Origin of the sequence: Mycobacteroides saopaulense, assembly GCF_001456355.1 — a bacterium.
GTDB classification, from domain to species: Bacteria; Actinomycetota; Actinomycetes; order Mycobacteriales; family Mycobacteriaceae; genus Mycobacterium; species Mycobacterium saopaulense.
Genome location: NZ_CP010271.1, coordinates 146,823 through 172,085 on the forward strand (window position 1 = coordinate 146,823; position 25,263 = coordinate 172,085).

General features: G+C 65.3%; 16 protein-coding genes. 12 read left to right on the forward strand and 4 right to left on the reverse strand.

The window, feature by feature from the left end:
• Positions 1 to 14: 14 nt before the first annotated feature.
• Positions 15 to 1,745 carry an N-acetylmuramoyl-L-alanine amidase gene (locus MYCSP_RS00785; protein WP_407661576.1) on the reverse strand — a complete coding sequence of 577 codons (1,731 nt, stop codon included), beginning with the start codon at positions 1,743 to 1,745 and terminating at the stop codon, positions 15 to 17.
• Between the two features lie 224 nt (positions 1,746 to 1,969).
• Positions 1,970 to 2,782, reverse strand: a complete 813-nt coding sequence (locus tag MYCSP_RS00790; protein WP_070912154.1) for a hypothetical protein — start codon at positions 2,780 to 2,782, stop codon at positions 1,970 to 1,972.
• 283 nt (positions 2,783 to 3,065) lie between these two features.
• Between MYCSP_RS00790 and glf the strand changes: the two genes are divergently transcribed.
• The 12 genes from glf to MYCSP_RS00850 all read left to right on the forward strand — a co-directional run bounded on the left by glf (position 3,066) and on the right by MYCSP_RS00850 (position 23,751).
• Entirely contained in the window at positions 3,066 to 4,304 is a 1,239-nt protein-coding gene (gene glf, locus MYCSP_RS00795; protein WP_088413014.1) for a UDP-galactopyranose mutase, read from the forward strand.
• Positions 4,297 to 6,240 carry a glycosyltransferase gene (locus MYCSP_RS00800; RefSeq protein WP_070912156.1) on the forward strand — a complete coding sequence of 648 codons (1,944 nt, stop codon included), beginning with the start codon at positions 4,297 to 4,299 and terminating at the stop codon, positions 6,238 to 6,240. The genes glf and MYCSP_RS00800 overlap by 8 nt, the downstream gene beginning before the upstream one ends.
• Positions 6,241 to 6,284: 44 nt before the next feature.
• The gene (locus MYCSP_RS00805; protein ID WP_070912464.1) at positions 6,285 to 6,842 is read left to right on the forward strand and encodes a phosphatase PAP2 family protein; all 558 of its coding nucleotides are present in this window, start codon (positions 6,285 to 6,287) and stop codon (positions 6,840 to 6,842) included.
• Entirely contained in the window at positions 6,839 to 7,777 is a 939-nt protein-coding gene (locus MYCSP_RS00810) for a decaprenyl-phosphate phosphoribosyltransferase (protein ID WP_070912157.1), read from the forward strand. Before MYCSP_RS00805 ends, MYCSP_RS00810 begins: the two co-directional genes overlap by 4 nt.
• A 13-nt stretch (positions 7,778 to 7,790) precedes the next feature.
• Positions 7,791 to 9,779 (forward strand): flagellar motor control protein ZomB, encoded by a 1,989-nt coding sequence (gene zomB, locus MYCSP_RS00815; RefSeq protein WP_088415341.1) that lies wholly within the window; start codon positions 7,791 to 7,793, stop codon positions 9,777 to 9,779.
• A gap of 178 nt (positions 9,780 to 9,957) precedes the next feature.
• Entirely contained in the window at positions 9,958 to 10,932 is a 975-nt protein-coding gene (locus tag MYCSP_RS00820; RefSeq protein WP_083018738.1) for an alpha/beta hydrolase, read from the forward strand.
• A gap of 160 nt (positions 10,933 to 11,092) precedes the next feature.
• Positions 11,093 to 12,073, forward strand: coding sequence for an esterase family protein (locus MYCSP_RS00825; protein WP_070912159.1), 981 nt, complete (start codon positions 11,093 to 11,095; stop codon positions 12,071 to 12,073).
• A 257-nt stretch (positions 12,074 to 12,330) separates the two neighbouring features.
• Positions 12,331 to 13,311: an alpha/beta hydrolase gene (locus MYCSP_RS00830; RefSeq protein ID WP_070912160.1), complete on the forward strand. Its 981-nt coding sequence runs from the start codon at positions 12,331 to 12,333 to the stop codon at positions 13,309 to 13,311.
• A 236-nt stretch (positions 13,312 to 13,547) separates the two neighbouring features.
• On the forward strand, positions 13,548 to 14,558 hold the full coding sequence (culp6, locus tag MYCSP_RS00835) for a carboxylesterase Culp6 (protein ID WP_070912161.1): 1,011 nt from the start codon (positions 13,548 to 13,550) through the stop codon (positions 14,556 to 14,558).
• Between the two features lie 329 nt (positions 14,559 to 14,887).
• On the forward strand, positions 14,888 to 16,801 hold the full coding sequence (fadD32, locus tag MYCSP_RS00840) for a long-chain-fatty-acid--AMP ligase FadD32 (protein ID WP_088413015.1): 1,914 nt from the start codon (positions 14,888 to 14,890) through the stop codon (positions 16,799 to 16,801).
• Between the two features lie 51 nt (positions 16,802 to 16,852).
• Positions 16,853 to 22,195: a polyketide synthase Pks13 gene (gene pks13, locus MYCSP_RS00845; RefSeq protein WP_088413016.1), complete on the forward strand. Its 5,343-nt coding sequence runs from the start codon at positions 16,853 to 16,855 to the stop codon at positions 22,193 to 22,195.
• 2 nt (positions 22,196 to 22,197) lie between these two features.
• Positions 22,198 to 23,751: an acyl-CoA carboxylase subunit beta gene (locus MYCSP_RS00850; protein ID WP_070912164.1), complete on the forward strand. Its 1,554-nt coding sequence runs from the start codon at positions 22,198 to 22,200 to the stop codon at positions 23,749 to 23,751.
• Between the two features lie 24 nt (positions 23,752 to 23,775).
• Here the strand turns inward: MYCSP_RS00850 and MYCSP_RS00855 are convergent, their stop codons facing one another.
• Both MYCSP_RS00855 and MYCSP_RS00860 read right to left on the reverse strand, forming a co-directional pair.
• A complete protein-coding gene (locus MYCSP_RS00855; protein ID WP_070912165.1) occupies positions 23,776 to 24,189 on the reverse strand; it encodes a hypothetical protein in 414 nt (137 codons plus the stop codon).
• Positions 24,190 to 24,228: 39 nt separating this feature from the next.
• Positions 24,229 to 25,197 carry a cation diffusion facilitator family transporter gene (locus MYCSP_RS00860; protein WP_088415343.1) on the reverse strand — a complete coding sequence of 323 codons (969 nt, stop codon included), beginning with the start codon at positions 25,195 to 25,197 and terminating at the stop codon, positions 24,229 to 24,231.
• Positions 25,198 to 25,263: the final 66 nt, after the last annotated feature.

The following is a 25,263-nucleotide window of genomic DNA, read 5'->3' on the forward strand; positions in this document are numbered from 1 at the left end:
CTTCTCGCGGAGCGCTAGCCTGCGGGTGCGAACTGTTCGACCGGGGGCGGTGGGGGAGGCGGAGCCGGTGCGGGCGGGGGAGGCGCCGCGGGAGCTGCCGGGGCAGAGAACTGCTCGGGCAAGGCATTCTGCGCCACCGGCGCCACCCCCAGGATCTCGCGGGTTTCTCCGTTGATCACGCTCGACACCCGGCCGCTGGCCCGGTCATAGATCAACGAGCCGTTCTGGAAGTTCTGCACGATGATGTTCGGTTCGCCAACCTCGTCGGTCACCGGCAGGCCCAGCGGTCCACGTTCGAAATCTGTTTCGGCCCAGGCGTGATAGATCGCGCCGACGACGGGGTGGGTACCGGTTCCGGGCGAGAAGTACATCGCGCCGTTGCGGAAGGTGGCAAAGCGTGCGTCGCCGAGCGCCTGCTGCTCGGTCGAGGTGGGTGCGCCGAGGGAACCGTCCGTGCTGCCGAGCCGCATCCAGGTGTCGTAGATGGCGCCGCCGCGCATCGCATCGACCAGATCGGGCGGATCGCCGTTGGCCGCGCCGGCAGCGATATCGCGCAACCGGGGCATCAGACGGTATGCGGCCTCACCGGGGCATTCGGTGTTACCGACGTCGCGGTGGGTGAAGATTGTTGGGAGCGTGACGACTTTCCCGCCGGGCACGGTGGTGAAGGGCCCGCCCTCGGAAGCCAGGTCCACTTGTCCGCGCGGATCCACCCCGGCGAGCCGCAGGCGCCAGCCCAGCATGCGACCGGCGGATTGCAGCATGGCGGGGGAGGGTTCGTCGCGGGTGAAGTCGCCGATCAGTGCGAGGCCCCAGCTGTGTTCGTTGAATCCGCCGGTGTGTGCGCCCTGCACATTGTTGGTGATACCGCCGAAGCGCCCCTCGAAGATCTGTCCGTACTTGTCCACCAGGACGTTGTAGGCGATGTCGCACCACTTGAGGGTTTTGGTGTGGTAGGCGTAGATGGCCCGGATGATCGCGGCGGAATCGTAGGGCGTGTAGTTGTTGCTTCCGGCGGTGTGGTGGACCACGCCCGCACGTACATCTCTGTTGTAAACCGCTGGGCAGCGGTCTGATTCGTTGGCGCCCCACTGGGCGCGGGTGATGATCCGCGGCCCTGCTTGAGGCAGTGCCACCGGTGCAGACCAGCGTTCCTCGAATCGCGCCCCGTCGGGTGGCGCCAGTTTGGGGCTGATCAGGATGGCGTCGAGCCCTGTGGTCAGCGGCTGCTCGATGCTCGCGGGCCGATAACCCAATCCGGGGTCGGCCGGTGTTCGGCCACCCTCGGCCTGGGGCGGCTTCACGTTAGTGCCGTACTTCGGCTGCACTGCGATCTGTGCGGAGTGGGTGGAACCGACGAAGACCGGCTCGGTCGCCGCAGGGATCCCCTTGTGCTCGGCGGTCGGATCGCCGGATTCGACGGGGTCGAGCTCGTACCATCGTCCCCAGCTGCCATCGGTCTGCTGTGCCCGCACGGACACGTCGACGGATGCGAGGTCCTCGCCGCGCACGGCGACGAGGCTGAAGGAGTCGGCCTGCTGGATGTCGTGCACGGTGGCCGGAGTGTTCGGACCGGGCAGCCCGACCTCAGCGGTCAGGACGTCATGGGTCGCGGCATTCTGTAGTGACTGCGAGGTGATGGCAGTTTCTTCGGCCTGCTCGGACTTGATGTGATCGACCACGCTGACGGTCATCACCGTCGCGGTCGCGGCAACGGCCAGCGCAAGCTGCCGTTTGACTGGCATCTTGCTGACTCGTATGGGCACGTCGTCTCTCCCTGGATCACACCGGACGCGCCGCACGGAGCGACACGACCACCAGGAATGTTACGTATGAGACAAATGTGACTAGTGATTCGACACGCGTCGAATATTGATCTTGGTGTGTGACGGGTGGATCACACGCAACGACACCGCAGAGCCTCTGTGCCCTGCGGTGCCGTTTCGCTACCTAGCTTTGTGTGGTCGGACTAGCCGGCCGGAGGCGGAGCCGCCGCGGAGGCGGCAGCCGGGATGGCGCCCTTGATCAGGTCAACCGCCTGGGTGATGCCCAGCTGGTTGACCGCACCCATGGCATCGCTGATCAGGCTGTTGCCGCCGCCCAGTCCGCTGCCACCGCCGAGGGCGCTAGGCGAGCCGAGGCCCGCCAGCGAGGGATCGGCCAGAGCCGGATTGGTCAGGCCGGTGCCCAGTGCGGGGTTCGGCGTGATCGGGACTTCACCGCCGGGGGAGGTGAGCCCGGCGGCCGGATCGGTCAACGCCGGGTTCACGCCCGTCGCACCGGTGCCCGCGGCAGGAGTCAGTCCCGGGGTGCTGGCGGGAGCGGCCGGGTTGGTCAGGCCGGGATTGGTCAGCGCCGGATCGGTAAGACCCGGTGTGGTGGACCCGCTGGGGCTGGTGAGGCCCGGGTTGGTCAGTGCGGGGTTGGTCAGTGACGTCGAAGGGCTGGTCAGGCCACCCGGCGTGGTGAGACCACCGGGGGCGAGCGCCGGGTTGGTGCCGCCCAGACTGCCGAGGCCGCCACCGCCCAAACCGGGGATGTTGAGGCCGGACAGCCCGGGAATCTGCACGCCGAACTGTGACGTCATCTGCTGGACTGCGCCCATGACCTCTCCGGGCAGGTCCGACACGATCGCGGCCTGCACGAATTCCTGCTGTGAAGGCGCCGGTGCGGCGGCCTGGGTCATGTTGGTCGCGAGGGCGATGGCAAACGGACTTGCGACGGCCAGCGCGGCGACCGAGCTCAAGGCTGTCGAAAGCCGGCGGCGGCGACGATTAGGCACGGAAGTCTCCTCAATATCGGGTCGATCACTTATGGTGTTCTGTGTTTTTGCTGGTCTTGCTGTTCTTCCCACGAGATTTCCCGTGGGTGTCGGATCGGCGGATCGGCACCGGAACCGACGCATTCGATGGTAACCAGAGTTACGGGTGTGACTAATGGGACGAAATCAAATCGTGAGCTAATCGCGACCGGATCCGTATCTGCGAACACCGGCGTACTCGTTCGTCCCGGGCCGGATGTCGCTGTCAGGGGCTTGCGGTGCCGGTCCAGTACCCTGACTGCACGTGACCGCCGATGAGCCGCTTGCGCGAAGAGCAGACAGCGGAGAAAACCAGCAGTTCGACCTGATCGTCGTCGGATCTGGGTTTTTCGGCCTCACCATCGCCGAGCGCGCCGCGACTCAACTGAACAAGCGAGTGCTGGTCGTCGAGCGCCGCCACCACATCGGCGGCAATGCTTACTCGGAGCCGGAGCCCCAGACGGGTATAGAGGTGCACAAGTACGGCGCCCATCTGTTCCACACCTCCAACAAGAGGGTCTGGGACTACGTGCGGCAGTTCACCGAGTTCACCGGGTACCAGCACCGCGTGTTCGCGATGCACAAGGGGCAGTCTTACCAATTCCCGCTGGGCCTGGGCTTGGTGTCGCAGTTCTTCGGCCGGTACTTCACCCCCGATGAGGCCCGCGCGCTCATCGCCGAGCAGGCCGCCGAGATCACCACCGCCGATGCCACGAACCTCGAGGAAAAGGCGATCTCACTGATCGGGCGCCCCCTGTACGAAGCGTTCGTCAAGGCCTACACCGCCAAGCAGTGGCAGACCGACCCCGTGGACTTACCGGCTGCCGTCATTAATCGCTTGCCGGTGCGCTACACCTTCGACAATCGGTACTTCAACGACACCTACGAGGGTCTGCCCGTCGACGGGTATACCGCGTGGCTGCAGAACATGGCCGCCGACGACCGGATCGAGGTGCGTCTGGATACCGATTGGTTCGGGGTCCGGGACGATCTTCGCGGAGCTAATCCGTCGGCCCCGGTCGTGTACACCGGGCCGCTGGATCGCTACTTCGACTATGCAGAGGGCCGGTTGGGCTGGCGCACACTGGATTTCGAGGTCGAAGTGTTGGAGACCGGAGACTTCCAGGGCACCCCGGTGATGAATTACAACGACGCCGACGTGCCCTACACCCGGATCCACGAGTTCCGTCATTTCCATCCCGAGCGGGCCTACCCGACCGACAAGACCGTGATCATGCGGGAGTTCTCGCGGTTTGCCGAGGGGAACGACGAGCCGTACTACCCGATCAACACAGAATCCGATCGCTCCATCCTGGCCGCCTACCGTGCCCGCGCGAAGCAGGAAACAGCTTCGGCGAAGGTGCTGTTCGGCGGCAGGCTGGGCACCTATCAGTATCTCGACATGCACATGGCGATCGCCAGTGCGCTGAGCATGTACGACAACGTGCTCGCGCCGCATCTGGCCGACGGTGCACCCTTGTCCGGAGGTGACGACAATGAGTGATATTCCATTCGGCCCCATCGATTCGACCGAATCACACGCGGTGAGCCTGCTGTCCCGGGTGATAATGCCCAGGCCCGGTGAACCTCTCGACGTGCGCAAGCTCTACATCGTCGAGTCCGACACCAATGACCGACGTGCGCACCCGCCCACCCGTACCTCGCTGGAGATCGGCTCGGAATCCGAGGTGTCCTTCGCCACCTACTTCAACGCGTTCCCGGCGAGCTATTGGCGACGCTGGTCCACGCTGGAGAACGTGGTGCTGCACATCGAGCTGACCGGCTCCGGCCGTATCGACGTATACCGCACCAAGGCCACCGGGGCGCGAATCACCGTGGGCGGCACCCAGTTCAGCGGTGCCAACGCCGTGATCGAGTTCGAGATCGGCCTGGACGCCTTCGAGGATGGTGGCTGGATCTGGTTCGACATCACCACGGACAGCGAGGTTACGCTGCACAACGCGGGCTGGTACTCGCCGACCGCCGCGCCCGGCCGGGCTAGCATTGCCGTCGGAATACCCACCTTCAATCGGCCGAACGACTGCGTGAACGCGCTGAAGGCCCTTACCTCGGATCCTTTGGTGGACAAGGTGATCACCGCCGTCATCGTTCCCGACCAGGGCACCAACAAGGCCAAGGACCACCCGGAATGGGCGGCTGCCTCCGGTCCGCTGGAGGGCCGGCTGCGGGTGCATGACCAGCCCAACCTCGGTGGTTCGGGCGGCTACAGCCGGGTCATGTACGAGGCGCTCAAGAACACCGACTGCGAGCAGATCCTCTACATGGATGACGACATCCGCATCGAGCCGGACTCGATCCTGCGGGCGTTGGCGCTCAATCGATTTGCCAAGTCGCCCATGCTTGTCGGCGGTCAGATGCTCAACCTCCAGGAGCCCTCGCATCTCCATGTGATGGGCGAGATGGTCAACCGCGACAACTTCATGTGGAGCAACGCGCCGTTCGCCGAATACGACCACGACTTCGCCAAGTTCGCGCTCGACGACATCGAACAAGACCGCAGCAAGCTGCTGCACCGCCGCATCGACGTCGACTTCAACGGCTGGTGGATGTGCATGATCCCGCGCGCTGTCGCAGAGGAACTGGGGCAACCGTTGCCGCTGTTCATCAAGTGGGATGACGTCGAGTACGGGCTTCGCGCCAACGAGCACGGCTACGGCACGGCATCGATGCCGGGCACCGCGATCTGGCACATGGCCTGGAGCGACAAGGACGACGCCATCGACTGGCAGGCCTACTTCCACCTGCGAAACCGACTGGTGGTGGCTGCCCTGCACTGGGACAACCCGATCCGCGGTCTGCTGGCCAGCTCGGTGAAGGCCACCCTCAAGCACTTACTGTGCTTGGAGTACTCCACGGTCGCCATCCAGAACCAGGCCATCGACGACTTCCTGGCAGGGCCCGAGCACATCGCCTCGATCCTGGAGTCGGCACTGCCCGACGTGCGCAAGATGCGCCAGGCGTTCCCGGATGCCGTGGTGCTCCCGACCGCCACCTCACTGCCTACCCCGTCCGGGCGGCGCAAGGTCCACAAGCCGCCGGTCTCCTTGCCTGCCATCGGGTTCCGCCTTTCGCGGGGCGTGATTCACCAGCTGAAGAAGGAGAATCCCGAGCATCACGTGCGCCCCGAGCTGAATGTTGCGACGCAAGATGCCCGTTGGTTCCTGCTGTGCCGTGTCGACGGCGTCACCGTGACCACCGCCGACGGGCGGGGAGTGGTGTACCGCCAGCGTGACCGCGCCAAGATGTTCGAGTTGCTGCGCGCGTCGGCCCGCCGCCACCTGCAGCTGATGCGTAATTTCAACAAGATGCGCAAGACCTACCGCAACGCGCTGCCGACGCTGACCAGTAAAGAGCAGTGGGAGAACATCCTTGGCATCGGCACGGACGTTCAGGCGGCGGTTCCCGGGGTGAGTGCGTGACCGCGGAGGAGTCCCCCGCACGTGGAAAGGACCCCCAGCTTGGGGTGGACGTACCGCTGCCGGGCGAGGTCACCGCACCTCAGGGGGAGACCGCCGTCCTCGTCGCCGTGCAGGCGGCTCTCGCCGGGCGACCGGGCGTTCTCAGCACCGCGCGCGGCCTCTCACACTTCGGTGAGCACAGCATCGGCTGGGTGGCCGCCGCGCTGATCGGCGCGGCTGTCGACAAGCCTCGCCGGCGCAGCTGGCTGGCGGCGGGCGCCGGAGCTTTCGGCGCGCACGCGGCCTCGGTGATCATCAAACGCCTGGTGCGGCGTCGTCGTCCGAGCCACGAGGCGGTCCGAGTGAACGTCGGTACCCCGAGCCGTCTGAGTTTCCCGTCGTCGCACGCCACTTCGACCGCGGCAGCGGCGGTGCTCTTCGCGCCGTTGACCGGCCTGCCGTTGCCCGCCCTGCTGATTCCGCCGATGGCGTTGTCGCGGTTGGTTCTTGGCGTGCACTACCCCACAGATGTGGCGGCCGGCGTCGCGCTTGGTGCGCTGATCGGTGCAGCCGTTCGTCGGGCCGATACCCGCCTGGCAGTGCTCAAGGAGGAGCAGCGATGAGTGAGGAAGCGCCTGTGAGCGGGAGGGACCCCCAGGCTCCGACCGCGGGCCCGCCGAAGAATCTCGCTTCGGGGATCGTGAAGGCGGTGCGCCCGCGCCAGTGGGTGAAGAACATTCTGGTTTTCGCGGCGCCGCTGGCAGCACTCGGTGACATCGCACCGCATGACTACCGCGCGGTATTCGCCAAGGTCGCGATCGCCTTCGTGGTGTTCAGCATGGCGGCCTCGTCGATCTACCTGATCAACGACGCGCGTGACGTCGAGGCCGATCGGCAGCACCCCACCAAGCGATTCCGACCGATTGCCGCCGGGGTATTGCCGGTACCGGCCGCCTATGGGCTTTCGGTGGTGTTGGCCGCCGGGTCCCTGGCCATCGCGTCGCAGGTCAATTCGAATCTTGTCGTCGTCATCGCGATCTATATCGCGATCCAGCTGGGCTACTGCTTCGGCCTGAAACACCAGCCGGTCATCGACATCTGCATCGTGTCCTCGGCGTACCTCATCCGTGCGATCGCCGGTGGTGTGGCGGCCGGTGTGTATCTGTCGCAGTGGTTCTTGCTCATCATGGCCTTCGGGTCGCTCATGATGACCGCAGGGAAGCGGTACGCCGAATTGCAGATCGTGGAAAAGACCGGTGCCAAGATCCGCAAGTCGCTTGAGGGCTACACCGCCAGCTACTTGCGATTCGTGTGGACGCTGGCGGCGACGGCGGTGGTGGTCTGTTACGGGCTGTGGGCCTTTGAACGTGACCACCGTGCCGGATCCTGGTTCGTGGCATCGATGATCCCGTTCACCATCGCCGTATTGCGCTACGCGGTGGATGTCGACGGGGGCGAGGCCGGTGAGCCCGAGGAGATCGCGCTGGGTGACAGGGTCTTGCAGTTCCTCTTCGTCGCATGGATCGGATCCCTCGGTGCGGCCTTCTACTTCTCCTGAACGGACCCGGGCGCTGGGCCCTAGCAATGGGCTGACCCGCTTCACGGTGTGGGTCAGCGTCCTGACCGTGACCGTGTTGTTCGGTTGGGGAGCCTGGCAGCGGCGCTGGATAGCCGATGACGGGCTCATCGTGTTGCGCACCGTGCGAAATCTGCTGGCGGGCAATGGGCCCGTGTTCAACAAGGGCGAACGGGTCGAGGCCAACACCTCCACGGTGTGGACCTACCTGACCTACCTGGGCGGCTGGGCCGGGGGAGGCTTGCGCCTGGAATACGTGGCGCTGACCTTGTCGTTGGTGCTCAGCCTGGCCGGTGTCGCCCTGGCCATCCTCGGAACTGCCCGGCTGTACGCGCCGCTGCTCGCCGGGCGCGCGGCAGTCATGGTTCCCGCCGGAATGCTGGTGTACATCGCCATTCCGCCGGCCCGCGACTTCGCGACTTCCGGGCTCGAAAACGGTTTGGTGCTGGCGTATCTGGGCGGGCTGTGGCTCATGATGGTGATCTGGGCGCAGGCGGTACGCACGCCGGTGACCCTCGATCGGCGCGGCGGCCCGCATCAGCCGGTGGACCCGCGGATCGTCCACGCCGGCCAGAAGGACCAGAAGGACGTTCTCAGCAGGCGGTTCACGATCGGCCTGGCCTTCTTGGCGGGATTGAGCGTGCTGATCCGGCCGGAGCTCGCGCTCATCGGTGGCGGTTTCCTGGTCATGATGCTCATCGCCGCTCGCGGATTCACCAGCCGCGTGTGGATTGTGGTGGCCGGTGGTGCATTGCCGGTGCTGTACCAGATCTTCCGCATGGGCTACTACGGCCTGCTGGTGCCCAGCACCGCGATCGCCAAGGACGCCTCGGGTTCCAAGTGGGGCCAGGGATTTGTCTACTTGCAGAACATGAACTCGCCCTACCTGATCTGGATACCTGCGATTCTGCTCATCGCTCTCGGGGTGGGTGCCTACCAGGCCCGGCGCGGCCAGTGGTGGGTGCGTCAGGTGGCGGCGCCCGGCTACGGATGGCTGGCGCGCTTCGTGCAAAACCCCACGGCGGTAGTAGTTTTCATGCTCGCGAGTGGATTCATCCAGGGCGTGTACTGGATCCGTCAGGGCGGGGACTTCATGCACGCGCGCGTGTTGTTGACCCCGGTCTTCTGCCTGCTGCTCCCCATCTCGGTGGTGCCGTTGGCCGCACCGGACAGCGCCGCTTTCACTCCTAAGAAGGCGCGCCTGCTCACCGCGGCCTCCATCGGACTGTTCGCCGGGATCGTGGGTTGGGCTGTGTGGGTGGCGAATTCACCGGGAATGGGCGGTGACGGCACCAAGGTCACCTACAGCGGCATCGTCGATGAGCGGCGCTTCTACGCGCAGGCGACGGGCGTGGCCCATCCGCTGACCGCCGCGGACTACCTGAACTACCCACGGATGCGGGCGGTACTGGTCGCGATCGACAACACCCCGGATGGCGCCCTGCTGCTCCCGTCGGGGAACTACGACCAGTGGGATGTCGTGCCGGCCATCCCGCCACCACCACCGATTCCGCACGGCTACCGTGGCCCGCACGCGGTGCTGTTCACCAACCTGGGCATGCTCGGCATGAACCTGGGTCTTGATGTGCGGATCGTGGATCAGATCGGTCTGGCCAACCCGTTGGCCGCACACACCGCGCGCATCACCGACGGGCGTATCGGTCACGACAAGAACCTCTTCCCGGACTGGATGATCGCCGACGGCCCCTGGCTCAAGCGGTATCCGTACATCCCCCGGTACATCGACCAGGACTGGGTGGCCGAGGCGGTCGAGGCGCTCAAGTGCCCACAGACCGACGCGATGTTGAGCGCGGTGCGCAAACCGCTGTCACTTCGTCTTTTCGCGTCGAACCTGTTGCATTCCTACGAGTTCACCACGTACCGAATCGACCGTGTGCCGCGCTTTGAACTGGCCCGATGCGGTCTGCCGATGCCCAAGCTGGACACTCCCCAGTACACTGGGCTTCCGGCAACAGGTCCCTAGACCGTTCCCGTCCGGACCCTCGAAGCGGCCGTTCTGTATCCGATTTGAGATCCCAATTAGGTAACGCCGCGGCCCCGTCACGGCGATACGAAGACGACCTTGTCAGACACTTCAGGCGCAACGTTGCGTGACAGAAGTGACTGTTGTGACTTCCCCGAATGAAACGGATGGACCCCAGATGAGCGTGCGTGTGAGAGCCCGCCGCGTGCTGTCGGCCCTGTTAGCGGCGTTTGTGATGCCGGTGTCGATGACTGCGGCCGTGACGATCAACCCGGCCACCGCGCACGCCTTCTCGCGGGAGGGACTGCCGGTCGAGTACCTGGACGTCTACTCCAACTCGATGGGACGCAACATTCGCGTCGAATTCCAGGGCGGCGGACCGAAGGCGGTGTACCTGCTGGACGGGCTGCGCGCCCAGGACGACTTCAACGGCTGGGACATCAACACCGCGGCGTTCGAGTGGTTCTACCAATCGGGGATTTCGGTGGTCATGCCCGTCGGTGGGCAGTCGAGTTTCTACACCGACTGGTATTCGCCGTCGGCGCTGAACAAGCAGCCGTACACATATAAGTGGGAAACATTCCTCACCCAGGAGCTGCCTGCCTATCTCGCCACCAACAAGCAGGTGTCGGCCACGGGCAACGGAGTGGTGGGACTGTCCATGAGTGGTGGCGCCGCGCTGATCTTGGCCGCCTACCACCCGGCACAGTTCAGATTCGCCGGCTCGCTCTCCGGGTTCTTGAACCCGTCGACGATCTTCATGACCAACGCGATCCGGGTCGCGATGCTCGATGCGGGCAGCTACAGCGTCGACAACATGTGGGGTCCGCCATGGGATCCGGCGTGGCGGCGCAATGACCCCACCGTGCAGGTCCAGGCGTTGGTCGCGGCGGGCACCCGCCTCTATGTCTATTGCGCTCCCGGTGGCTCGACACCGATCGACGAGAACGCCGATGCGGGTGTCGCGCTGAGCGCGAGCAGCTTGGAGTCGCTGGCAGTCAGCGGCAACAAGAGGTTCCAACAGGCGTATGCCGCGGCCGGCGGCAGCAACGCCACATTTGTCTTCCCCTCGTCCGGGAATCACTCCTGGCCGTATTGGGGACAGCAACTGCAGGCCCTCAAGGGTGATCTGATTGCCACGATCAATGGCTAGGGTCCCGGGGCACCTTGAAAAGGTCCGCAGGCGCACATGGTGATGGTGCTGACAGGTCTAGAGATGTGGTTGACTACCGCGCGAGCGTGCGACGGGCGTCCATCAAATCCCTTGGCCTGCGCGTGGGAAATCGATTGAAAGAGATGGGAAAACGAGGTAAATGAAGCTCTTTTCGAAGATGCGTGGTGCCACCGCGCGTCGACTGGCTGTAGTGGCGACGGCCGCGGCCGTGCTGCCGGGTCTGGTCGGTGTTGCCGGTGGTTCGGCGGTTGCGGGCGCCTTCTCGCGTCCCGGGCTTCCGGTCGAGTACTTGCAGGTGCCGTCGGCGTCGATGGGCCGCGAGATCAAGGTTCAGTTCCAGCCCGGTGGCGCCAAGGCTGTCTATCTGCTTGACGGTCTGCGTGCGCGCGACGACTTCAGCGGCTGGGACATCGAGACCACGGCGTTCGAGGACTACTACCAGTCCGGCATCTCCATGGTCATGCCCGTCGGCGGACAGTCCAGCTTCTACACGGACTGGTACAACCCGGCCAAGGGCAAGGACGGCGTGTGGACCTACAAGTGGGAAACCTTCACCACTCAGGAGCTCCCGGCCTACCTGGCTGCCAACAAGGGCATTTCGCAGACCGGTAACGCAGTCGTCGGTCTGTCGATGGGTGCCTCGGCGGCGCTGACCCTGTCGATCTACCACCCGCAGCTGTTCATCTACGCGGGTGCGCTCTCGGGCTTCCTGAACCCGTCGGACATGAAGTTCCAGATCGGCCTCGCCATGGGTGACGCCGGCGGCTTCAGCGCCTCCGACATGTGGGGCCCGGACAGCGATCCGGCCTGGCAGCGCAACGACCCGTTCCTGAACATCCAGAAGATCATCGACAACGGCACCCGGCTGTGGCTGTACTGCGGCACCGGTGACTCCACCGATCTGGACGCAACCCGCAATGGCTTCGAGAACTTCACCGGTGGTTTCCTCGAGGGCATGGCCATCGGCTCGAACAAGAAGTTCGTCGAGGCCTACACCGCGGCCGGTGGCAAGAACGCCCACATCGAGTTTCCTCCGGGCGGTATCCACAACTGGACCTATTGGGGTCAGCAGTTGCGCGCCATGAAGTCTGACATGGTTGCCTACCTGCAGAGCCACTAGGCATAAGCAGTAAAAAGAGCGGTGGTCCCCCGTCATGCGGCGGGTGGCCACCGCTCTTTTGCTTCTTCGCCGAGTTGGGTCTCGAGAAAACATCGGTGTGGTTGCGGTGCGCCAACAACCGCCGGACAACGCCGACGGGATGTGTTGACAGGCCACCTGATGTGGTTGACTACCTCGGGAACCCCAGGGACGTCCATCGGGATGTCCATCGGCCTGACATGTGTAACGCCGATAGAAGCAGACGGGATACTGAGGTAATGAAGCTCTTTTCAAACTTGCGCGGTGTGACCGCGCGTCGACTTGCTGTCGCCGCTGCGGCAGCTGCTGTCCTGCCGGGACTCATCGGTGTCACCGGTGGTTCGGCGGTTGCGAACGCGTTCTCGCGTCCGGGTCTCCCGGTCGTGGATCTGCAGGTGCCGTCGGCCTCCATGGGCCGCGACATCAAGATCCAGTTCCAGGGCGGCGGCGCCAAGGCCGTCTACCTGCTGGACGGTCTGCGCGCGCGCGACGACTTCAACGGCTGGGACATCGAGACCACGGCGTTCGAGGACTATTACCAGTCCGGCCTCTCCGTGGTCATGCCGGTCGGTGGACAGTCCAGCTGGTACACCGACTGGTACCAGCCCGCCAAGGGCAAGGACGGCGTCTTCACCTACAAGTGGGAGACCTTCCTGACCCAGGAGCTGCCCGCGTACCTGGCCGCCAACAACGGTGTGTCCAGGACCGGTAACGCGGTCGTCGGTCTGTCCATGGGTGGCGCGTCCGCCCTCACGCTGGCCAACTACCACCCGCAGCAGTTCATCTACGCCGGCGCACTGTCCGGCTTCCTGCACCCCGCAGACATGAAGGGGCAGGTCGGCATGGCCATGGGCGACGCCGGCGGCTTCAGCGCGCAGGACATGTGGGGCCCGGACAGCGACCCGGCGTGGGTGCGCAACGACCCGTTCCTGAACATCGACAAGACGGTGGCCAACGGCACCCGCCTGTGGATCTACTGCGGTAGCGGCGACGCCACCGACCTCGACGCCACGCGCAACGGCTTCGAGAACTTCACCGGTGGATTCCTCGAGGGCATGGCCATCGGCATCAACAAGCAGTACGTCGATGCCTACACCGCAGCCGGCGGCAAGAACGCGCACGTCGAGTTCCCCCCGGGTGGTCTGCACAACTGGACCTACTGGGGCAACCAGCTCAGGGCTATGAAGTCCGACATGGTCTCCTACCTGGGCAGCCACTAGGCATAACGAGCACTCTCGGCGGCGGCGGCCACTCTGTCTTAGGACAGAGGGTCGCCGCCGTTGTCGTTGGCAGGTGGTGGCCAATGGCCACAATCGAGTAACGAATTCTGTGCTGTGGCGATCATTTGCGCAGGTGCGGACGGCACCGGTTCGGTAGCCTCGCCCGGGGTTGCCGGTACCTTGGAGCAAGCGAGAGCACGCTGCGAGACCGCACGTCGAGAACGGCCAGGAGACACATGCCCAAGAGTTCGAACAACAAACGGCACCGGATTCTCGGTCTGGCCGCGGCCCTTGCCGTCGCCGTCGTCGTCATTCTGGTGATCGCGATCGTCGTGGTCATCGTGCGCAGGCCCGACGACGTCACCCCGGGGGCGGGCCAGGTCACCACCACGACACCGCCATTGACCCGTCCCGGGCAGAAGCCCCGGCCGGCCTTCCAGAGCGCCGACTGCCCAGATGTGCAGACACTCGTCATCCCGGGCACCTGGGAATCGTCGACCACCGACGATCCGCTCAACCCGACGCAGTTCCCGCGCTCCTTGCTGCTGAACGTCTCCCGGCCCATCACCGAGAAATTCGACAAGGCCAGGATGGAAACGTGGACGGTGCCTTACACAGCGCAGTTCCATAACCCGTTCGCCAACGACAATCAGATGTCATACAACGACAGCCGCAAGGAAGGCACCGATCGGGCACTCAAGCAGCTGACCGAGATGTACAACCGATGCCCGCTCACCAGCTACGTTCTGATCGGTTTCTCGCAGGGCGCGGTGATCGCCGGTGACATCGCCAGCCAGATCGGCAACGGCGAGGGCCCCGTGGACCAGGACCTGGTGCTTGGCGTGACATTGATCGCGGACGGCCGTCGTCAGGACGGGATCGGACAGTCGCCCGGACCCAACCCTCCGGGGCAGGGCGCGGAGGTGACCCTCGGCGATCTCGGGGTGCTGGATTCGTTCGGGCTGAAGATGACGGGCCCTCGTCCCGGCGGGTTCGGTGAGCTCAACAACCGCACCAACCAGATCTGCGGAACCGGCGACCTCATCTGCGCCGCGCCCCCGGACGCGTTCAACATCTCCAACCTGGGTAAGACCCTGGACATCCTTTCCGGTGGTGCCGGTGCCCCTGTGCACGCCTTGTACGCCACGCCGGAGTTCTGGCAGATCGACGGTCAGCCTGCGACGGTGTGGACCACGAACTGGGCTGAGGGGCTGATCGAGAACGCGCCGCACCCGAAGCACGGATGAGCCGCTTGCGTGAAGACCGGGTATTCGGATGAGTCGGTCGCACGCGTTGATGTCACTTTCACAACGGGGCGCCGAGATATTTGGCGGGCACGGTACGCTCACCTAAGATTAAGAGAAAAATAAGACTGTAAGCCGTTCGCGGGGTCGAGTGATTTTGGCTGGCCGCCGCCGCCCGATAATCTCGTCGCGAATGGCCGCCTGAGCTGCCGTAGTACGCGATTGCCTCTCGGTACGATCATCGAGGATTTGACGTTCGCGATGACGCGTGCTCGCGAATGCCTCAGGCCCGCGAAACGCGCACAATGCGCCGTCAGAGGAGAGAAGCACACATGGCGTTCGACAACCCGTTCCTCGACTCGGCGGGCCACATCAAGTTCCCCGAGGACGGGAGCATCGTTCGTCATGTCGAGGGCTGGGCGGAGTCGAAGGCCGACAGCTTGGCCTATCGATTCCTCGACTTCTCCACCGAGCGCGACGGCGCTTATATCGACATCACCTGGTCGGAGTTCGGTGCGCGCAACCGTGCCGTGGCGGCGCGCCTGCAGCAGGTGACCAAGCCCGGCGACCGCGTCGCCATCCTGGCCCCGCAGAGTCTTGACTATCTGGTTGCGCATTACGGTGCGCTGTACGCAGGTGCCATCGCGGTACCGCTGTTCGACCCCAGCGAGGCCGGTCACGCGGGTCGCCTGCACGCGGTGCTCGACGACTGCCAGCCCTCCGCGGTGCTGACCACCACCGATTGCGCCGAGGGCGTGCGTAAGTTCTTCCGGAATCGCCCGCCCAAGGAGCGTCCGCGCGTCATCGCGGTCGACGCGATTCCCAATGACGTGGGCTCCACCTGGGTTGAGCCGGTGGCGACCAAGGACACCATCGCGTACCTGCAGTACACCTCGGGCTCGACCCGCGCACCCGCCGGTGTGCAGATCACCCACCTCGGCCTTGCGACCAACCTGCTGCAGCTGATCGACGCGTTGTCCGCCAAGCAGGGGCAACAAAGCCATGAGGATCTGCGCGGAACCACCTGGCTGCCGTTCTTCCACGACATGGGCCTGATCACGGTCATGGTGCCCTCGATGATCGGCCGGTACATGACGGTGATGAGCCCGGCGGCGTTCATTCGCCGTCCCCTGCGTTGGCTGCGGGAAATGGGCGTCAAGGGCGACGATCATGGCGGAACGTTCTCGGCGCTGCCGAACTTCGCCTTCGAGCACTGCGCGCTGCGCGGTGTGCCCAAAGAGGGCGAGCCGCCCCTGGATCTGTCGAACGTGTACTCGATCATCAACGGGTCCGAGCCGGTGTCGACCGCCTCGCTCAAGAAGTTCTGCGATGCGTTCGAGCCGTATGGCTTCGATCCCAAGGCGATTCACCCGTCCTACGGCATGGCCGAGGCCACGCTGTTCGTCTCCTCGACCATCTGGAACACGGATACAGCGCGCGTGCTGCACGTGGACCGCGCCGAGCTCAACGCCGGGCGCATCGTGCAGGTCGAGCCGGGCTCTGAGAACTCGGTGACCCTGGTGTCCAGCGGCAGGATGGCCCGCGACGAATGGGCAGTGATCGTCGACAGCGAAACGGCCTCCGAGGTACCGGACGGGCAGATCGGCGAGATCTGGTTGCACGGCAACAACATTGGTTCGGGTTACTGGGGCCGCCCGGAGGAGACTCGCGAGGCCTTCCACAACACCCTGAAGTCCCGGATCTCCGAGTCGCACGCCGAGGGCGTGGCCGATGACGCCAACTGGCTCAACACCGGTGACCTCGGTGTCTGGGTGGACGGCGAGCTGTACATCACCGGCCGCGTCAAGGACCTCATCATCGTCGACGGACGCAACCACTACCCGCAGGATGTGGAGTACACCGCGCAGGAAGCCAACAAGGCTCTGCGGCCAGGTTACGTCGCGGCCTTCTCGGTGCCGGCCAACCAGCTGCCGCAAGAGGTCTTCGACAACCCGCACGCCGGTTTGAAGTACGACCCGGAGGATTCCTCCGAGCAGCTGGTCGTCATCGGCGAGCGCAGTGTCGGTGGACACAAGTCCGACAACCAGGTGGTGGGCGACGATGTGCGCGCCGCCGTGGCGGTGCGCCACGGCGTGACCGTGCGCGACGTGCTGCTGGTTCCGGCCGGCTCGATCGCCCGGACCTCCAGCGGCAAGATCGCCAGGCGGGCCGCCAAAACCAGCTATCTGGACGGCAGCCTGCGCGGCGGCTACCAGCAGACCGCATTCCCCGACGACCGGCAGTAGGCGATCAAGTATCGCCGTCGCCATCCGATACCCCGGAGATAGGCCTCGAACATGACTGACACGCAACAGGATTCGACACCAGAGACCAAGGCTCCGGAGGTAGCGGCGCCGACGGGTGGTGCCGAGCTGACCGTGCCCGAGATGCGCGAATGGCTGCGCAACTGGATTGCCAAGGCCACGGGGGTGAGCCCCGACCGCATCGACGACTCGGCGCCGATGGTCGAGATGGGTCTGTCTTCGCGCGATGCCGTGGCCATGGCCGCCGATATCGAGGACCTCACCGGGGTCACCCTGACGGCGACTGTCGCCTTCCAACACCCCACCATCGAATCGCTGGCCACCCGCATCATCGAGGGCGAGCCCGAGGCGCCGGATCTCGGCGAAGAGGATTGGTCGCGCGATCCCAAGGCTGCCGCAGGGGAATTCGATATCGCCGTGATCGGTCTGTCGGCGCGCCTGCCCGGTGACGTCAACACCCCGGGCCAGCTGTGGGAGGCGCTGCTGGAGGGCCGCGACGCCATCACCGATCTGCCGGACGGTCGTTGGGAAGAGTTCACCAGCGAGCCCCGCATCGCCGAGCGCGTCGCGCAGGCCAGCACCCGCGGCGGATACCTCAAGGACATCAAGGGATTCGACGCCGAGTTCTTCACGCTGTCCAAGATGGAAGCCGACAACATCGATCCGCAGCAGCGGATGGCCCTGGAGCTCACCTGGGAGGCGCTGGAGAACGCGCGCATTCCGGCGTCGAGCCTGAAGGGCGACAGCGTCGGCGTGTACATCGGTAGCTCCAACAACGACTACGGATATCTCTCGGTGGCAGACCCCACCGTCATGCACCCCTATGCCATCACCGGCAACGCGAGTTCGATTATCGCCAACCGGGTTTCGTACTTCTTTGATTTTCGGGGCCCGAGCGTCGCCGTCGACACGGCATGCTCCTCCTCCCTGGTCGCAGTGCATCAGGGTGTCAAGGCCCTGCGTTCGGGTGAGGCTGACGTGGTGGTGGCCGGCGGTGTCAACGCCCTCATCACCCCGCTGGTGACCGTCGGTTTCGACGAGGTCGGTGGCGTGCTGGCGCCGGACGGCCGCATCAAGTCCTTCTCGCAGGATGCCAACGGATACAGTCGCTCCGAGGGTGGCGGCATGCTGGTGCTCAAGCGTCTTTCGGATGCGCGCCGCGACGGCGACCCGATCATGGCGATCATCGCCGGCTCCGCGGTCAACCATGATGGTCGGTCCAATGGCCTGCTGGCGCCCAATCCGGACGCTCAGGCAGAGGTGCTGCGCAAGGCCTACAAGGACGCCGGCATCAACCCCCGCGATGTCGACGTCATCGAGGCGCACGGCACCGGAACCATTCTCGGCGATCCGATCGAGGCCGACGGCCTGGGCCGGGTGGTCGGTCGCGGCCGCGACCCCGAGAAGCCCGCGCTGCTGGGCTCGGCCAAGTCGAACTTCGGCCACCTGGAGTCGGCGGCGGGTGCCGCGAGCCTGTCGAAGATCGTGTTGGCGCTGCAGAACAACAAGGTGCCGCCGTCGATCAACTACACCGGTCCCAACCCGTACATCGACTTCGACGCCATCCACCTCAAGGTGGTCGACCAGGTCTCCGAATGGCCGCGCTACAGCGGGCACGCCATCGCCGGTGTTTCCGGTTTCGGTTTCGGTGGTGCGAACGCCCACATCGTGGTGCGCGAGGTGCTGCCCATCGACCTGGTGGAGCCCAGCGACAGCACGGCGCCGGAGTCCGAAGACGCCGATGCTGACGGCAAACACGCTGCGGCAGAAGCAGATACCGAAGACGGCGCCGACTTCGGCGCGTCTCGTTTCGATGAGTACGGCGAGTTCGTCGGCGGGTACTCCGACGAGCCCTACGAGCTGCCCGGGCTCACCGACGAGGCCAAGCGTCTCAGGGAAGAAGCGCTCGCGGCCCTGGCTGAGGCAGAATCGGTGACTCCCGTTGTCCCGCTGTTCATTTCGGGATTCCTGTCCTCGCGCAAGAAGGCGGCAGCGGCCGCGCTGGCCGACTGGATGGAGACCGAGGAGGGCCAGTCCTACTCGCTGGAGTCCATCGGACGTTCGCTGTCGCGCCGCAATCACGGGCGCTCGCGTGCCGTGGTGCTGGCACATGACTTCGACGAGGCCATCAAGGGTCTGCGCGCCGTCGCCGAGGGCAAGCAGAAGCCGTACGTGTACTCCACCGACGGCCCGGTCACCAGTGGCCCGGTGTGGGTCATGGCTGGCTTCGGCGCCCAGCACCGCAAGATGGGCAAGACCCTTTACCTGAGGGACCCGATTTTCGAAGAGTGGATCAACAAGGTCGACGCGTACGTCCAGGACGAGCGCGGCTACTCGGTCGTCGAGCTGATCCTCGACGACTCCCACGAGTACGGCATCGAGACATCGAACATCGTCATCTTCGCGATCCAGATCGCCCTGGGCGAGGTGCTCAAGGCACACGGTGCCCGGCCGTCCGCGGTGATCGGCCAATCGCTGGGTGAGCCGGCTTCGGCGTACTTCGCCGGTGGGCTCTCGTTGCAGGACGCCACCCGTGTCATCTGCTCGCGTGCTCATCTGATGGGTGAGGGCGAGGCCATGCTGTTCGGCGAGTACATCCGCCTGATGGCGTTGGTCGAATACTCCGCCGAGGAGCTCAAGACGGTGTTCGGGGACTTCCCGGACCTGGAGGTGTGCGTCTACGCCGCGCCGTCCCAGACCGTGATCGGCGGCCCGCCCGCACAGATCGACGCCATCGTCGAGCGCTGCGAGGCCGAGGGCCGGTTCGCACGCAAGCTGCAGACCAAGGGCGCCGGGCACACCTCGCAGATGGATCCGCTGCTCGGCGAGTTCGCGGCGGAGTTGCAGGGCATCACGCCGACGAGCCCGTCCATCGGAATCTTCTCGACCGTGCACGAGGGCACGTACATCCGGCCGGGTGGGGAACCCGTCCACGACGTGGAGTACTGGAAGAAGGGGATGCGGCACAGCGTCTACTTCACCCACGGCACCCGCAACGCCGTCGACGCCGGCCACACCACCTTCCTGGAGTTGGCCCCGAACCCGGTGGCGCTCATGCAGGTTGGGTTGACCACCATGTCGTCGGGGCTGCCCGACGCGCAGCTGATCGCGACCCTCGCCCGCAAGGAGGACGAGGTCGAGTCGATGATCAAGTCCATGGCGCAGCTGTACGTGCACGGCCACGCCCTGGATCCGCGGACGTTGTTCGGCAAGGCGGCCAAGCCGTCGGATTACGCGCCGATTCCGCCGACCGAGTTCAAGCGCAAAGAGCATTGGCTCCCGGCGCATTTCAGCGTCGACGGGGTGACTCGGATTCCGGGCACGCATGTGTCGCTGCCCGACGGCAAGCATGTGTGGGAATGGCAGCCCGGAGCCGCGCAGATCAATTTCCCCGAGCTGGTGAAAGCCGCTGCGGTGTCGGTTCTTCCGGACGCACAGCTCACCGCGTCCGAGCAGCGTGCCATCGCGGGCGAGGGCTCGACGCTGGTGACCACGTTGTCGCGGCACCCGGGCGGGGCCACCGTGCAGGTGCACGCCCGCATCGGTGAATCGTTCACGCTGGTCTACGACGCGGTGGTGAGTCGGGCCGGGCAGGGCGGCGCGCTGCCGTTCGCCACGGCCGCCGGTGTCGCCACCAACGGCAGCGCCGTGGTGACCGCTGCGGGCACCGCGATCGCCATCGCGGAAGAGGAAGTGCCCGAAGAGATTCACGACAACCTGCTCTCCGGGGCGGGTGCCGGCGCGGACTTCAAGAAGTGGAGCAAGGAGTCCGGAGAGCCGGTCATCGAGCGTCTGGCCACCATCGTGTCGATGGCCATGGGCTATGAGCCCGAGGACGTGCCGCGCGAGGTGCCGCTCATCGAGCTGGGCCTGGATTCGCTGATGGCCGTGCGCATCAAGAACCGCGTCGAGTTCGACTTCGACCTGCCGCCCATTCAGCTGCAGGCCGTGCGCGATGCGAACCTGCTGGATGTCGAGCGTCTGGTCGTCTACGCGTTGGAGAACCCCGACGCCGTGCACGAGTTGCACGACTACCAGCAGACCGAAGAGTTCAAAGACGCTGCGCCTACCGGCGGCATGCTGTCCAAGGCCGATATCGAGCAGGCCCTGAGTGCCGGTGCGGCCGAGGCAGGTTCGCGAGATGACACTGATGCGAGTCAAACGCCGGAATCCACCGGCGCAGATGTCATCTCGCCCGTGGAGGCTCCGGCGGAGACACCGGCCATCTCGGAGGAAACATCCGAGCTGGCGAAGGCCGCGGCCGTGATGAACCAGGAGGCCATCGCCGAGGCGCTCAATGCCGATGTGCCGCCGCGCGATGCGGCCGAACGTGTCGCCTTCGCGACGTGGGCCATCGTCACCGGCGAATCGCCGGGCAGCATCTTCAATGCGCTGCCCAAGATCGACGACGCGACGGCACAGAAGCTGGCCGAGCGTCTGTCGCAGCGTGCCGATGGCGAGATTCCTGCGGAGGAAGTCAAGCTGGCGCCGACCATCGAGGCACTCGGCGAGGTGGTCCGCAGCCGACTGGAAGCGGGCAAGATCGACGGCTTCGTGCGCACCCTGGCCCCGCGTCAGGAGGGATCCACGGCGGTTCCGGTCTTCGTGTTCCATCCGGCGGGTGGGTCGACGGTCGTCTACGAGCCGCTGCTGAAGCGCTTGCCGGAGGACACTCCGATGTTCGGCTTCGAGCGTGTTGAGGGCACCATCGAGGAGCGGGCAGCCAAGTACGTGCCCAAGCTGATGGAGCTGCACAAGGGTCCGTTCATCCTCGCCGGGTGGTCGCTCGGTGCGGTGCTGGCGTACGCCTGTGCGGTGGGCCTGAAGGAGGCCGGTGCCGAGGTCGCGTGGGTCGGCAACATCGACGGGGTGCGCCCCGGGACGCCGATCCTGCAGACCAAGGAAGAGACCCGCAAGCGCTGGGACCGGTACGCGGCCTTCGCGCAGAAGACGTTCAACGTCGAGATCCCGGCCATCCCGTACGAGCAGCTGGAGGAGCTCGACGACGCCGGCCAGGTGACCTTCGTGTTGGAGGCCGTCAAGGCCAGCGGCGTGCAGATCCCGGGCGGGATCATCGAGCATCAGCGCACGTCCTACCTGGACCAGCGGGCCATCGACACGTCGATCCCGGTGCAGTTCGACGGGCACATGACGTTGTACATGGCCGACCGCTACCACGACGACGCCATCACCTTCGAGCCCGCGTACGCGACCCGTCAGCCCGATGGCGGCTGGGGCGAGTTCGTCTCCGATCTGGAGGTGGTCCCCGTCGGTGGGGAGCACATCCAGGTCATCGATGAACCGATCATCGCTAAGGTCGGTGCTCATATGAGTCAGGCGCTGCGGACCATCAATGCCAAGAACCAGGAAGGCTAGACGTGCCACCACACACAACCGCCGAAAAGCTCGCCGACCTGCGTGAGCGGATGGCGCTCACGCAGGAGCCCGGTGACCCCAAGGCCGTCGCCAAACGTGACGCCAAGGGCATCCCGAGCGCCCGGGCCCGCATCGACGCGCTGCTCGACAAGGGCAGCTTCCTGGAGCTCGATGGCTTCGCCCGCACCCCTGGCGATCCGAACGCGCCCTATACCGATGGTGTGGTGACGGGGCTCGGTCGCATCGACGGTCGCCCGGTCGCGGTGTTCTCCCATGACCAGACGGTTTTCCAGGGCTCGGTCGGCGAGATGTTCGGCCGCAAGGTCGCCAAGCTCATGGAGTGGGCCGCCACCAACGGCTGCCCGGTGATCGGCATCAACGACTCGGCGGGTGCCCGCATCCAGGACACCGCCACCTCGCTGGCCTGGTACGCGGAGCTGGGCCGCCGCCACGAGCTGCTGCGCGGCAACGTTCCCGAGATTTCGATCATCCTCGGCAAGTGTGCCGGCGGTGCCGTCTACTCACCGATTCAGACCGATCTGCTGGTGGCGGTGCGCGATCAGGGCTACATGTTCATCACCGGCCCGGACGTCATCAAGGACGTCACCGGAGAGGATGTCAGCTTCGACGAGCTGGGCGGTGCGGACGTCCAGGCGCAGCGCGGCAACATCCACAAGGTTGTCGAGGATGAGGCGGCCGCATTCCAGTACGTGCGCGACTACCTGAGCTTCTTGCCCTCCAACACCTTCGACTACCCGCCGATCGTGAATCCGGGCCTGGAACCCGAAATCACCGAGGACGACCTCTATCTGGACACGATCATCCCGGATAGCGACAACCAGGGCTACGACATGATGGAGGTCCTGCTGCGGATCTTCGACGACGGCGACATTTTCGAGATCTCCGAGCAGCGTGGCCCCGCCATGATCACCGCGTTCGCGCGGGTTGACGGGCACCCGGTGGGAGTAATCGCCAACCAGCCGCTGCAGATGGCGGGTGCGGTCGATACCGAGGCCTCCGACAAGGCGGCGAGCTTCATCCGGTTCTGCGACTCGTACAACTTGCCGCTGGTTTTCGTGGTCGACACCCCCGGCGCTCTGCCCGGTGTGGCGGAGGAGAAGAACGGCATCATCAAGAAGGGCGGCCGGTTCTTCAACGCCGTGGTGGAGGCTGACGTACCCAAGGTCACGATCATCACTCGCAAGGCCTACGGCGGCGGGTACGCGGTGATGGGCTCCAAGCAGCTCTCGGCTGATCTGAACTACGTCTGGCCGACCGCGCGTATCGCGGTGATCGGTGCCGAGGGTGCTGCGCAGCTGCTGGTGAAGCGGTTCCCCGACCCGACGGCACCGGAGGTACAGAAGATCCGGGCCGACTTCATCGAGGGTTACAACAAGAATCTGGCCACACCGTGGATTGCCGCCGAGCGTGGCTACATCGACGGCGTCATCGAGCCACACGAGACCCGTTTGCTGATTCGCAAGTCCCTGAAGTTGTTGCGGGACAAGCAGAATTTCGGCAAGATGCAGCGCAAGCATGGTCTGACGCCCATCTAGACCGGGTCTGCTCGCGCTTTGGGGTCAGTCGCGTAGGACCAGGGCGCGGCTGCCTGCGTGCGCCCACACCATGGCAGCGCCTATCGAGATCAGCACCGCCACCCAGGAGAACCAGGTGACGTCGACGCGCGGACCGGATACGAAGCTGTCCTGCACCGCGGGCCAGTAGGTGGGCAGGAGGTGCACGTAGCCGAGCCCCAGGAAGCTGGCGCTGCCGACGACGATGGTCGCCTCCGGTGCGCGCTTGCGGTGGCCCACGATCATCGTCACCGCCACCGCGATCAGCACCGCGTGGGTGGCGCTCAGATAGGTGAGGGTCAGGGGCGCCGCGGCAAAACCGCGTCGCAGGTGATCGATGGCGTCCAGGCCCCAGCTGATGACGAAGGCGATGGTGGCGGCCCGCAGAAACGCATCGGCGCGAGTACTGAACTCTGCCATCGTCGCCTCCGTTTATCTACTACACCCGATAGTAGATACCTAGTTCTTACCCGACAAGGTGCTTTCGCCGGCGCGGTACGGCTCTCCGTGGGGGTCGAGGCAATGCGCAGACGCTTCGGCGTCTTCGTGGTCGACCTGCAGCGTGGTGTGGTCGATGTCGTACTGCGTATGGAGCAACCCCTCGACCTCGCGCCGTATTCCGTGGCAGTCCGCATCCGGGGCGACCAAGATGTGCGCCGACAGCGCGGGCTGACCGGAGGTGATCTGCCAGATGTGTAGATCGTGCACCTCGGCCACGGATGGCACGGATGCGAGCTGAGCCCCGATGGCATCGGGGTCAAGGCCAACGGGTGCGGCCTCCAGGAAGATTCGGCCCGACTCGCGGACCAGTCCCCAGCCGGCCTTGAGCATCAGTGCGGCGACGACGAGGGCCGCGATGGCATCGGCACGAGTGAATCCGGTCAGCCACACCACGGCACCGGCAACGGCGGTGGCGATGAAGGCGTACAGGTCGTTGAGGATGTGCTGGAAGGCGCCCTCGACGTTGAGGCTGGATCGATTGGCCTTGCTGATGCACCAGGTGGCGGCCACGTTGACTGCGATGCCGGCGAGTGCGGTCACGAACACGAGCAGACCCGATACCTCCGGGGGAGTGATCAGCCTGCGGATTCCCTCGTAGATGAAGAAGGCGGCCAGTAGGAACAGTGTGACTCCGTTGGCCTGTGCCGACAGGATCTCGGCGCGCTTGAGCCCGTAGGTGTAGCTGCCGCGGGCGGGGCGGGAGGCGAGTCGAATGGCGATGAGCGCCAAGACGATCGACGCGGCATCGGTCAGCATGTGCCCGGCATCGGAGATCAGTGCCAGCGATTGGGCGATGATGCCGATGACGACCTCGATCACCATGAAGCCACCGATCAGGACCAGGGCGATGGTCAGCCATTTCCGGTCGGCGGTGGCGCTCACGCCGTGGGAGTGCCCGGATCCGTGCTCGTGTGTGTCCGCAGCCATGTCCGCTCCTTCTGAATCATTCATGCAAACATATGCATGCTAGCATGTGTCATGACAAACGTTCAG